Origin of the sequence: Amycolatopsis sp. cmx-11-12 (genome assembly GCF_046269425.1) — a bacterium.
GTDB lineage: Bacteria > Actinomycetota > Actinomycetes > Mycobacteriales > Pseudonocardiaceae > Amycolatopsis.
This window is the reverse complement of record NZ_JADNQM010000047.1, coordinates 53,587-65,629: the sequence shown is the minus strand read 5'-3', so window position 1 is coordinate 65,629 and position 12,043 is coordinate 53,587. Positions and strand designations below refer to the sequence as shown.

Below are 12,043 nucleotides of genomic sequence, written 5' to 3'. Positions count from 1 at the left end.
GCCGTCGAGCGCGAAGGGCACGGTCTGGGTGGCTTCGCCACCGTCGATGTCGTCGACGATCTGGACGGATACCTTTTGTGCCATCGATAGTGCCTTCCGCTAGGTCATGCCACGCCAGCTTAGATTGACGCAATGCCAACAATTCTAGCCGTGTGGGTCGACCGTGACGGTCGTCGCTCGACGCGGTGTTTTGCGCTGCGTCGGGGGCGGTCTGTTTGGGGAGAGCACCCATTCGTCGGCCGTCATGCGGGTGCCCATTTTCCCGAGGGCGAACTGCACGGGGACTTCTTCGACTGTCGGTTCTGGGGTGCTGCGAGATCTGGGGTGTCATGAAGGCGGGAGCCGGCGAACCCGGAGAGAGGGCTCGGCTCCCGAGGAGCGACTTTGCTGTCGCCGTACTCGTGTATGTCGTCGGAGAGCTGACTTCTCCTGGGGGAAGGAGGTTACCGCTCTCAAGCAGTGCCAGAACCGGTCCGTCGGCAAAATCTAGCCGGACCGTCAACAGCGCGGTCTGTTGACGGTCGCTGACGACGCCTCTGCTACCCGATCAGCCCTGGAAACTGGATGACTCACGCCGAAACTCCTTCCCGCGTCGACGAGATCGCCATCCTGCTGGGCTAGCAGCGGCAGTTCACTCCCGAGAGGTCCTGGGCAATCGTGGAGCAGGATCTGGGCATCGCGTCGCCGTCGGCACAACCAGCCGATCAGGTCGACCACGGCCTGATCCCGGCCGTGAACACACTTGGCCTCGGTAAACTGGCCGGATAGCCGCACCATATCGTCGAACGAACGCCATGACTCAGACGATCACGGTTGCGTACCGGCACTGGAAGACACCCGATCAGGTCCCGTCACCATGGGTCCGACTCAGTGGTCGACGTCCAGATCGTCGAGAGTTTGCCTTGTGCGGACTGGAAGTGATGCCCATGCTGCTGAGCGAGTTCTTCCCGATGGACGTCCGGTACGCCGGAGTGTCTCTCGAGTACCAAGGCGGGCAAATGGAATTCGCGCCAGTGATCGCGGCGTCCCTACTTGCGTTGGTCGGCGGCGGCACCAACATCGTTCTCGTAGCAGGATTTGTAGTGGTCGCCGCACTGGGAAGCGTGGTCGCGATCTGGCGTGCACCCGAGACCCGGGGGCATCGCTGAGCACCGCCAGTGACCATGCCGCTGAAGGGCGCCCTGCCCGGCCCTGAGAGGAGGGATACGCGGTGACCGGCGGGGATTCTCCTTTCCGCCGGTCACCAGCGCTCACTGTTCCGGTTCAGCCGATCGGGGTCGACGTGCAGGCGTTACCATTCTTGCCGCCCACTTTGGTGAAGGAACCGTTGGCGTTCCTGTTCCAGAAGCTGACGCAGATCAGCGAACCGCGCGGGAAGCTCGCGTTGACCTTGAACGTGTGATCCGACTCGCGGTTGGTCGGGCCGGTCTGCTTGTAGCTCCCCGGCCCGAAAAGCTCGAAGAACCCGAACTCCGCCGTCGTGTTGAGGTTTCGGGAAGCAATGACCTCGGAGATGCCGTTGCCGCTGCCGTAAGTGTTGTTGCAGATCGTCGTCCCGCCGTAACAGACGGTCTCCCGCGCGGTGACACCGCTCGTGCCCGCCGAGGCAGGCATGGCCAATCCCATCACAGCCACCGCGGCAATCCCGGCCGACGCCCACGCGCGAGCCCCTACTCGAACTCCCATGATTTCTCCTCCGATCGCGCGGCGCCCGGCCATCCCGGGCCCGCCGTCCGTCACACGCCCAGATGCGGCGCCGGAGTTGCCTGCCCGTCCATGAACCACCCAAACGGAGTGACAAAGCCGCCACCGACGTCACGCGCGGACCCCTTGCGAGCACCGCTTGGCGCGGGCTCTGGAGCTGTACCGGGAACAAGGCCGCGACGCCGACGCCGGGCGGGTGCGCCGGCAACTCGACGTCCTCGCCCGGACGCCGGTCAGATCAGCGGGCACGGCTGAGGCCACGCGGAACAGGTAAGGCGAGTGACTGACCGGTTCGGTCGCGCGGGATCTGGTGATGGGGACACGACGAGCTCTCCCGCCGTCAAGACGCGTGATCGATGTGGTTCGCCACTCCCAACCACTCTGTGACGAACAGGAGATCATTCACTAGGTTCGAAAGGCGGGCATTTCGGTGCGAACCGGTGGTGCGCATCCCGGGCAAGTGTTCCCGCGCGAGCCGTTATGCAGCCCTGATCAGACTGTGTCGATACGAGTGCCGCCAGTGGCGACGACGGCGCGGTCGCCACGACTTCTGGGCCGAGTAGAACTCACGCCGTCGCATTGTCGGAACGGCTGGACAGAAACGGAATTTGAGAGACCTCGTGCAGAGGACAGCACGCCATCGCTATACCGAAGTACCTATAAGCGTCGGCTCCATCATGGTTCGGCGGCCGAGGTGGGCTGAACCGGGAACCACCTGGCGTTGACGACAGGCGCTCCGGTAGCCGTCGGCCGCCGAGGCGCTTTTCCTTGTACCATCAGCTGTTCAGCGCGGCCTCATACTCCTTCGCCTGGTCTGGCGTCAGGAAGCGTGATACCCGGACCAGCACCGTGCCCTTCACGTAGTCGTACTCGCCGACCATGGGCAGGTTCTTCGCCACCGACTGGATGAAGTCCATCCGCGCTTTCGCGCCGGCCTCGTCACCGAACACCTCCACCGACCCGCCGCGCTCCACAGCGTCCGCGCCCAGGTACTCGACGTCGGACGGCTTGACTCGCGAGTCGCTGAACGCGGTCTTCGAGGTGTAGCCGTTCGGGCGGCCGAGCAAGTGGTTCGGGTCGTCCTCCGCAGTGTATGCCTTGATCAGCTTCGCTGTGGCGATCCTTTCGCCGAGCGTTTTCGTGACGTCGTCGGCGGTTTTCGCCGCGCTGCTCCCGGCTTCAGCCGTGGCGGAGCCGATCGCCGATGGCGAGCTGCCGCCGCACGCGGCCAACGATAGTGCGGCCAGCGCGATGGAAACGACGGCCATGGTACGGCGGATGATCACGAACCCTCCAGCGTGATAGTGGTCAATGCCGGTATGTCTCGTAGACCTGATCTTGCGTTACCGGCCGCGGCCATATCGTGACCGTGGTGCGGCGCTGAGACGGTTGGGGCGGGCACTCGGGTCTCACTACGCTGAACTGCCAGAAGTCCACTAGGGACAATGGCCGACAACATCGAGTTCGGCAGGCCAGGTGCGGAAGATCCGGCAATGGCTGACGCTGGCGCGCGCGTTCTATCGTGATTCGTCGTTCGTCATTCTCGATGAGCCGACAGCTTCCCTCGACGCCCAAGCGAAAGCGGAACTGTTCGACAGGCTTCGGGACCTGTTCAAGGGGCGCACGGTCCTGTTCGTTGCAGGCAGCCGGATACGAGACAGACACGACTACACAGAGTGAAATCTTCTGAGTGTAGGGTGATCTCCGATGGCCGACCGACAGCGTCCGCGGGTGTGGTGGGAAGCCCTCCGCTACGTGGCATTCACCGGCATGGACACCCCTCCGACGCGCTCGGCGGGGCTGCGCACCCTGCGCCGTGTCGCGATCATCGGATTCGGTCTGTGGGCGGGTTTCCTCACCTTCGTGATCGTTTCGGCGCCGCCCGTCACAACGACGTTCAACGTGGTCTTCAGCGTGCTTCCCTGTCTGCTCGCGATTCGTTCGCCGTTGTGGGGCTGGCGCGCGCTGCTCGCCGGCATTGTGCTGACCCCGCCGACGCTGCCGGACATGGTCGAGTTCTGGAGTTGGCCGTGGTCACCCGGTCTCGCACTCGCCGCCGCGGTTGTGTTCTACCTCGTCGGGGCGAGCAACGACCAGCGGGAACTGACCTGCGCGGCGCTGATCTCGTTCGCCGTGATGGTGCCCTTCCTGCGCGATTGGCGCGACGCGGCGTTGCTCGTGGTGCTGGCCGGGGTGCTGTTCTTCCTCGGCAACACGGTCCGCCAGCGCCGTCTCGCCGACGAAGCCCGCGTCGCCCAGCAGGACCGCCGGATCGCCGAGGAAAGACGGGCGGCGGTGCTGGAGGAGCGCGCCGTCATCGCCCGCGAACTGCACGACGTGGTCGCCCACCACATGTCCGTCCTCGCGTTGCGCGCGGACTCGGCACGGTTCCGCTTCGCCGGCCCCGGCAAGGCCGATCTCGACGACGGCGTGTGGCGTGAGTTCGCCGACCTCGCCGGGACCGCACGCGAAGGCCTGACCGAACTGCGCAGGCTGCTCGGCGTCCTCCGTTCCGAGGACCGCGAGGTCCTGGTCGCCCCGCAGCCGGGGCTGACGATGGTGGCCGAACTCGTCGACCGGGTCCGGGCCGTCGGCACCCAGTGCGAACTCGACGTCCGCGGCGATCTCGACGCCGTCCCGGCCGGGGTCGCGCTGTCGGTCTGCCGGATCGTGCAGGAGGCGCTCAGCAACGCGATCCGGCACGCTGCCGGCGCGCCGGTGTCCGTCGAACTAGTGACGGGGCCGCGTTCGATCCGGCTGATGATCGAGAACGGGCCGGGCGAACGCCCGATGCGGACCGGACAGACCGGCACCGGTCACGGTCTGCTGGGGATGCGAGAGCGGGCCGCTATGCTCGCGGCGGATCTTGAAGCGCGAGCGAAACCGGACGGTGGTTTCCGGGTCGCGCTGACCGTTCCACTCGAGAACGGGGGGCGTTCGGAACCGTGATCACGGTGGTCATCGCCGACGACCAGACCATGGTCCGGCAGAGTTTCCGCGCCGTGCTCGACGCGCAGGAGGACATCCAGGTGGTCGGCGAGGCACCCGACGGGGCCGTCGCCGTCGCCCTGTGCGCCGAACTGGCACCGGACGTCGTGCTGATGGACGTCCGCATGCCCGAACTGGACGGGCTCGAGGCGACCAGGCGCATCGTGGCGCGGTGGCAGGAGATCCGCGTGCTGATGCTCACCACCTTCGACATCGACGAGTACGTGTTCGGCGGGCTGCGGGCAGGCGCCAGCGGCTTCCTGCTGAAGGACGCCCCGCTGGACGACCTGGTCACCGCCGTCAGGGTGGTCGCCGCCGGCAACGCGCTCTTCGCGCCGGCGATCACCAAACGGCTGATCGGCGAATTCACCCGCACGCACGCCGCCGCGCACGCGGGCAACACCCGGGTGGCGGACCTGACCGCGCGGGAAACCGACGTGCTCCGGCTGATCGCACGCGGCCTGTCCAACGCCGAGATCGCCGAGGCGCTGGTGATCGCGGAACAGACCGCGAAATCCCACGTCAGCAGGGTCTTCACCAAACTCTGCGTGCGCGACCGCGCCCAGGCAGTGGTGGTCGCCTACGAGGCCGGGCTGATCGTGCCCGGCAGCGAGTCCGGGTAGTACCGGGGTACGGGGTCGCCGTCCGGTCGGTACCGGGGTACCAGGGCCAAGACGGCTCCGCCGGGCGATGTGTCCCGGCGGGATTACGGAGATCGTTCACCTATGGATCGGATCAACGCCTTGCGCGCCAACGCGACGCTGATCGCCGTCGGCACCGCGGTCACTGTGCTCGTCGCGATCGCGTTCGTCTGGTGGCTTTCGGATACCCCACTCGGGGTCGACTCAGCCGTCTACCGCGCCGGCGGTTTCGCCGTGCTCCACGGGGAGCCGCTGTACGCACACCTGACCGCGTTACCCGACTGGGCGCCGGAGCTTCCGTTCACCTATCCGCCGTTCGCCGCGCTGATCTTCGTGCCGTTGACCATGTTGCCGGCGCAATGGTGCTGGGGCCTGCTGGCGATCGCGGCGGCGCCGTCGCTCTATGTCGCGCTTCGGCCCTTCACCGAGCGCGCGTACGTGCCGCTCCTGCTGCTCGGCGCGTTCGCCATGCAGCCGGTGTGGCAGACGATCGGACTCGGCCAGGTCAATCTCGTCCTGATGGCCGTCGTGGTCGCGGATATCCTTCTGCTGCGCGATTCGCGCTTCCGCGGGATCGGTATCGGACTCGCGGCGGCGGTCAAACTGATCCCGCTGATCTTCATCGTCCACCTCCTGCTCGTTCGGCGAACCGCCGACGCGGCCCGCGCGCTGGCGACGTTCGTCGTCGCGACGACACTCGCGTTCGTCGTACTGCCGAAGGATTCCCTGCGCTACTGGACGTCCGCGATCTTCAATGGCCACTTCGCCGAGATGAAAGGCTGGGTGGGAAACCAGTCGTGGCAAGGATTCATCGCACGTACGCTGCCGGAAGGCCGGGGGGCGACGGTGCTGATCGGATGCTTCGGCGTGCTCTGCGCGGTGGTCATGATGTGGCTCGTCCGGCGGCTGCACCGCGCGGGTGACGACCCCGCCGCCCTGCTGGTGACGGCAGGCTGCGCGCTGCTGGTCAGCCCGATCTCGTGGACGCATCACTGGGTGTGGGTGGTACCTGCCCTCGGCCATCTGTGCGCCAGGGTCCGGCGGCCGGTGATGGCGATGGCCGCCGTCCTGTTCACCGGATGGACGGTTGCCGTGGTCCCCGGCGGGGGCGGCGCCGAACGCACCTGGAACTTCGGGCAGGCTGTCGTCGGCAACGCTTACCTGATCGCAGGGCTGGCCCTGCTCTGCGCACTCTTTCGCAGTCTGTCCAATGAGGACAGGGATAACCTTGTGTCGGCATCAGCGCCTGGTCACGATCAATGAACCGGCTCTGCCGGTTCGGCTTGGGAGGGCCGGTTTTCGTCCGGCGCACCCGGTTGCTGAAAGATCTTTATTCCAGCGTCTACCGAAGTGGTAACACTCCACTCTGTGTCGTCCGTGCTATTTGCCGACGGCCAGCGCCAATTAAGGAAGGCCCGATCAGCTGCCTTCCATGAGGGCCCGCGTGATCGCGGACGGTGTTAGGAGCCACGACGAGGCCAGCGGCCTCGCAGGCAGAGCGAGGCACTGCAGAGCTTCCACGACCGAAGCGGCAAAGGCGCCGATTCCGCCGAGTTGACCCAGTCGGACGCCGGTGGTCACCTTCTGGAGGGCGTGGCCACCGTCGGCCGGCCTCCGGTGGTAGCGAGCGTCAGCACCGCCCCGGCCGCGAATACCCCGCCGAGCCACATCACCGCGGTGGTTCCGGCTGCGTCCGTGGCCAGCCCGCCGACCAGTGCCCCGGCCGCGATCGCCGCGTTGAACACTCCGGCGAACAGCGCCGACGTCGCTTCCCGGGCCTCCGGCGCGGCCGCCAGCATCCATGATTGCGAGGCCACCGAGACACCGCCGTACGCCAGGCCCCAGACCACCAGCAACGCTGTTGCTGCCAGGGTGGTCAGTCCCAGGATCGGAACCAGTGCCATCGTCGCCGACAAAGTCCCGCCGAGCACCAGCAGGGTCGCCCGTGGCGATCGCGCCGCTCCGGCGCCGGAGGCGAAATTGCCCGCGACCCCGAAGAGCCCGTAGACCAGGAGGAGCGTCCCGATCTGCCCCGCGCTCACCCCGGACACCTCTTCCAGCACCGGCCGGATATAGGTGTACGCGGCGAAATGCCCGATGACGATCAGTGCCACCACGATCAGTCCGAGGCGCACCCGCGGCACACCTGCCAGCCGCAGCATCGCGCCAAGGCGGACGTCCCGTTCCGTCGGTAACGACGGCAGTGACATCGCCAGCGCGGCCAGTACCACCAGTGAAAGACCACCGGCACCGACGAAAGCGGCCCGCCAGCCGAGCAGATCCCCGAGGTAGGTGCCTGCCGGTACCCCCAGGACGGACGCCACGGCGATTCCACTGAAGATCAGCGAGGTCGCGGACCCGATCGACTTCGACGGGACAAGTCGCACGGCCAGGCTCGCCGCGATCGCCCACACTCCGCCCATGCCGATGCCGACCAGCACCCGTGCGGCCAGCATGACGCTGAACCCGGGCGACCACGCCGCCAGCAGGTTCCCCACCGTCAGCAGCGCCATCAACGCGCACAGCACGGCCCGCCGGTCGAACTTCCTGAGCGCCGGGATCAGCAGGGGAGCGGAGACGGCCGCGACCAGGCCGGTGACCGTGAGCGTCAGGCCCGCCGTGCCTTCGGTGACCCGCAGATCGCGGCTGATCGGGGTCAGCAGACCCACCGGCAGCATTTCCGACGTGACCACGGTGAAGGTCGCCCCGGCGAGAGCACTCACCGCAGGCCAGCCGTTCTTCTTCTGTCTGGTTTCCCTTAGCGCCATGTGTTCCAGGCAACCGTCGTGCGCGTCCGGGAACAACGGCCGATGTCTCATCCTTCTATGAGCGTGACTACTGGATCCACGGGTGGAGGAAACCGATGAGCGGCCTGGAGATCCGTGAGCTGGAGGCGTTCCTGGTACTCGCCGAGGAGCTGCATTTCGGCCGGGCGGGCGAACGCCTGTACGTTTCTCAGAGCCGGGTCAGTCAGTTGCTTCGCTCGCTGGAGGGGCGGATCGGCGCGACGCTCGTCGAACGCACGAGCCGTCGGGCGGAGCTGACTCCGCTGGGGGAGAAGTTCCTCGCCGAGCTGCGTCCGGCCTACGAGGCTCTGCGGGCCGCCGTCGATCACACGCGCGCCACCGCGCGAGGGACCGGTGGCGTGTTGCGCATCGGTTTTCAGGGCATCATCGACGACCATCTCGCGAACGCCATCGGTGGATTCGAGAAGCGCCACCCGGACTGCGCGGTGGAGCTCACCGAGATCCCGCTGGCCGATCCGTTCGGCTCGCTCCGCCGTCGGGAGATCGACGCCGCGGTGGTGTTGCTTCCGGTGGAAGAGCCGGATCTCGTGCTCGGTCCGGTTTTCTCCCGGCAGCCGCAGGTGCTCGCCGTCTCGCCTCGGCATCCGTTCGCCCGCAGGGAGTCCGTCACCGTCGACGAACTGGCGGAATGCCCTCTGATCGGGATCCGCGGCCCGGCCCCGGAATACTGGCGCCACGCCCAAGCCCCCGAAATCACCCCCGAAGGTCGCCGGATACCGCGCGGACCGACCGCCGGCACACTGCAGGAAGGCATGGGCCTCGCCGCGGCGGGCCAGGGCGGCATGGTGCTGTGCCGCTCGACGGCTGAACACCAGGGGCGGCGGGATTCGGTCGTTTTCGTGCCGCTCACCGGGCTGCCGGAGTCAGTGCTCGGAGTGGTCTGGCATGCGGAGGACAGCGGCCGGGCGCGCGCCTTCGCAGGGGAGATCGCTGTTCGGGCTCGAAGCTGACGTCGACCTGTGGTCTGGCCGGTTTTCAAGTCCTGCTCGGTGACTCCAGATTGTTCACTTCCCGAACGCTTTCAGAAAAGTCGCCACTGCGGCTTCGGTGATGGCTCGTAGCTCGGCGTCGGGCACCGAGCGGGTAGCAAGCCGGGATCGGGTGTCCACGCTGCCTGTGAGCAGTGCGGTGAACTGTGCGGCAGCCAACTCCGGGTCGTCGATCAGGAGCCTGCCTGCCAGCGACAGCCGGGCGAGCCGGTCGGTCAGGGCTTGGGTAACCCGGCGTGAGACCTCGTCCATGACGTCGAGCAGGTCGGGGAACTGAGGGGCTTCGGCGGAAACCAGCCGTCGAAGCGCGCGGGATTCTTCAAGGCAGTAGCACCTGGCCAGCTGCCATCCGACCTCCCTGAGATTCGCCGGCAGGTCGTCACTGTCGTTCACAAGTTGCTCCACCGCTGCGAGGTTGGCCGTGAGAGCGGTCTCCGAAAGCGCCCTCACCACCTCGCGGAACAGCGTCTCCTTGTCGCCGAAGTGGTTGTAGACAGTCGCCTTCGCGACCTTTGCCTCAGCGGCGATCTCGTCCACGCGGGCCTGTGCGTACCCCAGGCGGGCGAACACGGTGAACGCTGCCGTCAGCACGGCCTGCTGTTTGTCGATACGCCCGCGGGGCGTGGTCGGTCGCGATCGGGACGAGTGTGGTGCCGCGCTCATCAGACCATCCTAAGTCCCGCGCAGAGGCTGTTGCACGCGTGGTTCTGTCTATCTAGACTCATGAGTCTAGTAGTCCAGACTGATGAGATCAGTCGTGACCGAGGAGATGTGCGTGAAGACCGTGGTCATCACCGGTGGAACCGATGGGATGGGCAAGGCGCTCGCCCGCGCCTATCTGCGACGCGGAGAGCGGGTTGTCGTCATTGGCGCCAGCGCGCGGAAGGGGGCGGCTGTCCTGGACGTCGCCGCCGAACTCGATGCCGCCCAGCGCGTCGAGTTCATCCAGGCGGATTTGAGCCTGGTGTCCGAGAACCGGCGGGTGATCGAGCAGATCACGTCGGCGTATCAGGTTGTGGATGCTCTTGTGCTGGGTGCGCGGTACTTCCGTGCGACACGGTTCGTCACAGAAGAAGGCTTCGAAGCCAACTTCGCGCTGTTCTATTTGAGTCGTTACCTGTTCGCGCAGGGCCTTGTGGCGCGACTCGAACAAGCCGACGCGCCGGTGATTCTCGATCTGGCGGGCCCCGGGGGAGACTTGTCCAAGATCCGCTGGGACGATTTGCAGTTCTCGCACGCCTACGATCCCGACGAGGTCATGGGACAGTGCGGGAAGCTGAGTGATCTGCATGGAGTGGCCTTCGCGCGCCGCCATCCCGGCACGCGGGTCCGATACGTGCTCCTGCACCCTGGGCTGACGGCGACCGGATTCACCGGCGAGTACGACGCTGCCAGTGCCGATCTGGTCGCACGCATGCGAGAGCGTGGCCAGCCGGTCGAAGCCGCCCTCACCCGAATTCTTCGCCACCTCGACAACCCACCGTCCGCACCATTGACAGCATTCATGCAAGACGACCCAGTCGACGTACACGGCGAACCGTTCGACACCGCGGCGGCCGACCGGTTGTCCGAGCTGACCTCGAAGCTGTTGCGCTAGACCGATATCAGTTCGGAAATCGCGTGCACAGAACAGCGCCGTGGCTTCGCTACGGTGAAGTTGGGCCGAGGGATTAGGGATTTCATTCCGTAGGTTCTGAGTCTGCGGCTCGGCTGCCCGACTTGCTGCCGAGCGACTCCGGTGCTCAGCCGAAATTCGTGCATCGATGGGCGGTGGCTCGACAGTCATAGCCATCCGCGACCACGGAGCGGCAGCACCGTCGGAACTCAAAGAGGCCGTGTACCTCGTCTGTTTCTGCTGGTGCCGACGGTGCAAGGTCACGTTCCACTCAGCGAGTCGTGCCCATGCGCTGTGCACTGCCTGGCCTCGCGCCGCTGAAACCGCTCCGCGGCGCGCGGCGGACGCGGAGGTGCTCACGAGGTCATAGATCACGGGGTCATCCCCGCTTCTGCGGGGCAGACGACTCCGAGGGCTGAGACGACAACGACACCACGGGACCATCCCCGCCGGCGCGGGGACGACTCACGGAAACCCGACGTGTCGATCAGCATCAACGGACCAGCCCCGGTGGTGTCTCCTGGAAGAGGCACCACCACCGGGGACACGCGGAGCCAGGTCCGTGATGAAGTCACCGGCCGGGTCACGGCACGGGAAGGCCTCGGGCATTCACCTCATGACTCGGCTCAGCTGTGGTCGACGAGGCACGTGGCCGGCAGGAAGCCGGACCAGCCTCGCGGGTACTTGGGATCGAGATCCATGATCTGGACCTGGACCCAGCTGGTCGCGCCTGTGACACCGCAGGCCTGGTACTCGGAGCCGTTTACAGGCTCTCGATCTGTTTCAGCTGCACCAAGACGCTGATGGTGAAGCCGCCGTGCTCGACACGCTGGGACTCATCGCCCACCGATCCGGCGATCAGGCCAATGCGCTTAAGCACTATCACGCCGCATTGACTCTGTTCCGTCAGCTGGGAAACACCTACCTCGAAGCCGACACATTGGTGAACATCGCCTACGCCCACGCGGTACAAGGTGACACACAACATTCTCGCGACAGTGGGGAACGGGCCCTACAGCTATACCGGATCCAGGGTCGCCGCGACGAGGCGGCGCAGATACAGCGACACTTCTACCGACCTATCCGCCCCAGCGGTGACGAACCCGCCGAATCCGCAGCATTAAGTCCATCGTCGCGGTGCGAGGTGTTCCGCGAGAATGCTCGCGGCACAACCGGCGGTTCAGTCGGCGGAGCGGAGGTCTTTCGCGAACAAGTAGATGCAGATATCGTGCCGATCCAAACAGTGTGAAAACGGTTCATATTAGGCGGGTGGAATCTCGTTCGCGTGAACCAGGATCG

General features: G+C 66.2%; 13 protein-coding genes. 8 read left to right on the top strand and 5 right to left on the bottom strand.

Annotation, left to right across the window (positions count from 1 at the left end; genetic code table 11):
- The coding region (locus ACLARN_RS39400; protein WP_409493161.1) for a histone-like nucleoid-structuring protein Lsr2 at nt 1–84 on the bottom strand (84 nt) is incomplete at its 3' end.
- An 842-nt stretch (nt 85–926) separates the two neighbouring features.
- On the opposite strand from ACLARN_RS39400, the gene ACLARN_RS39395 reads away from it, so the two are divergent.
- Nucleotides 927–1,148, top strand: coding sequence for a hypothetical protein (locus ACLARN_RS39395; protein ID WP_409496580.1), 222 nt, complete (start codon nt 927–929; stop codon nt 1,146–1,148).
- 115 nt (nt 1,149–1,263) lie between these two features.
- Here the strand turns inward: ACLARN_RS39395 and ACLARN_RS39390 are convergent, their stop codons facing one another.
- Together ACLARN_RS39390 and ACLARN_RS39385 are read right to left on the bottom strand one after the other, a co-directional pair.
- A complete protein-coding gene (locus tag ACLARN_RS39390; RefSeq protein WP_409496579.1) occupies nt 1,264–1,686 on the bottom strand; it encodes a hypothetical protein in 423 nt (140 codons plus the stop codon).
- Between the two features lie 794 nt (nt 1,687–2,480).
- Complete coding sequence (locus tag ACLARN_RS39385; RefSeq protein ID WP_409496578.1) at nt 2,481–2,990, bottom strand: hypothetical protein; 510 nt, start codon at nt 2,988–2,990, stop codon at nt 2,481–2,483.
- A gap of 190 nt (nt 2,991–3,180) precedes the next feature.
- Between ACLARN_RS39385 and ACLARN_RS39380 the strand changes: the two genes are divergently transcribed.
- The 4 genes from ACLARN_RS39380 (at nt 3,181) to ACLARN_RS39365 (ending at nt 6,596) form a co-directional block, all read left to right on the top strand.
- Nucleotides 3,181–3,384, top strand: a complete 204-nt coding sequence (locus ACLARN_RS39380; RefSeq protein ID WP_409496577.1) for a hypothetical protein — start codon at nt 3,181–3,183, stop codon at nt 3,382–3,384.
- A 27-nt stretch (nt 3,385–3,411) separates the two neighbouring features.
- Nucleotides 3,412–4,653, top strand: coding sequence for a sensor histidine kinase (locus ACLARN_RS39375; protein ID WP_409496576.1), 1,242 nt, complete (start codon nt 3,412–3,414; stop codon nt 4,651–4,653).
- On the top strand, nt 4,650–5,315 hold the full coding sequence (locus tag ACLARN_RS39370) for a response regulator (protein WP_409496575.1): 666 nt from the start codon (nt 4,650–4,652) through the stop codon (nt 5,313–5,315). Before ACLARN_RS39375 ends, ACLARN_RS39370 begins: the two co-directional genes overlap by 4 nt.
- Nucleotides 5,316–5,417: 102 nt before the next feature.
- The gene (locus tag ACLARN_RS39365) at nt 5,418–6,596 is read left to right on the top strand and encodes a glycosyltransferase 87 family protein (RefSeq protein ID WP_409496574.1); all 1,179 of its coding nucleotides are present in this window, start codon (nt 5,418–5,420) and stop codon (nt 6,594–6,596) included.
- Nucleotides 6,597–6,910: 314 nt separating this feature from the next.
- Here ACLARN_RS39365 and ACLARN_RS39360 read toward each other — a convergent pair whose 3' ends face one another.
- Nucleotides 6,911–8,101 (bottom strand): MFS transporter, encoded by a 1,191-nt coding sequence (locus tag ACLARN_RS39360; RefSeq protein WP_409496573.1) that lies wholly within the window; start codon nt 8,099–8,101, stop codon nt 6,911–6,913.
- Nucleotides 8,102–8,196: 95 nt separating this feature from the next.
- Between ACLARN_RS39360 and ACLARN_RS39355 the strand changes: the two genes are divergently transcribed.
- A complete protein-coding gene (locus tag ACLARN_RS39355) occupies nt 8,197–9,090 on the top strand; it encodes a LysR family transcriptional regulator (protein WP_409496572.1) in 894 nt (297 codons plus the stop codon).
- A 54-nt stretch (nt 9,091–9,144) separates the two neighbouring features.
- On the opposite strand, the gene ACLARN_RS39350 is transcribed toward ACLARN_RS39355, so the two are convergent.
- The gene (locus ACLARN_RS39350) at nt 9,145–9,720 is read right to left on the bottom strand and encodes a TetR/AcrR family transcriptional regulator (RefSeq protein WP_409496571.1); all 576 of its coding nucleotides are present in this window, start codon (nt 9,718–9,720) and stop codon (nt 9,145–9,147) included.
- A gap of 166 nt (nt 9,721–9,886) precedes the next feature.
- Between ACLARN_RS39350 and ACLARN_RS39345 the strand changes: the two genes are divergently transcribed.
- On the top strand, nt 9,887–10,726 hold the full coding sequence (locus ACLARN_RS39345; RefSeq protein WP_409496570.1) for an SDR family NAD(P)-dependent oxidoreductase: 840 nt from the start codon (nt 9,887–9,889) through the stop codon (nt 10,724–10,726).
- Between the two features lie 835 nt (nt 10,727–11,561).
- Complete coding sequence (locus ACLARN_RS39340; protein ID WP_409496569.1) at nt 11,562–11,993, top strand: tetratricopeptide repeat protein; 432 nt, start codon at nt 11,562–11,564, stop codon at nt 11,991–11,993.
- The last annotated feature ends 50 nt before the right edge of the window (nt 11,994–12,043 follow it).

What these genes read in the sequence shown, in the direction of transcription:
- ACLARN_RS39390 (WP_409496579.1), bottom strand. Translation starts at nt 1,686, where the DNA reads ATGGGAGTTCGAGTAGGGGCTCGCGCGTGGGCGTCGGCCGGGATTGCC.
- ACLARN_RS39375 (WP_409496576.1), top strand. Translation starts at nt 3,412, where the DNA reads ATGGCCGACCGACAGCGTCCGCGGGTGTGGTGGGAAGCCCTCCGCTAC.
- ACLARN_RS39365 (WP_409496574.1), top strand. Translation starts at nt 5,418, where the DNA reads ATGGATCGGATCAACGCCTTGCGCGCCAACGCGACGCTGATCGCCGTC.
- ACLARN_RS39355 (WP_409496572.1), top strand. Translation starts at nt 8,197, where the DNA reads ATGAGCGGCCTGGAGATCCGTGAGCTGGAGGCGTTCCTGGTACTCGCC.
- ACLARN_RS39395 (WP_409496580.1), top strand. Translation starts at nt 927, where the DNA reads ATGCTGCTGAGCGAGTTCTTCCCGATGGACGTCCGGTACGCCGGAGTG.
- ACLARN_RS39360 (WP_409496573.1), bottom strand. Translation starts at nt 8,101, where the DNA reads ATGGCGCTAAGGGAAACCAGACAGAAGAAGAACGGCTGGCCTGCGGTG.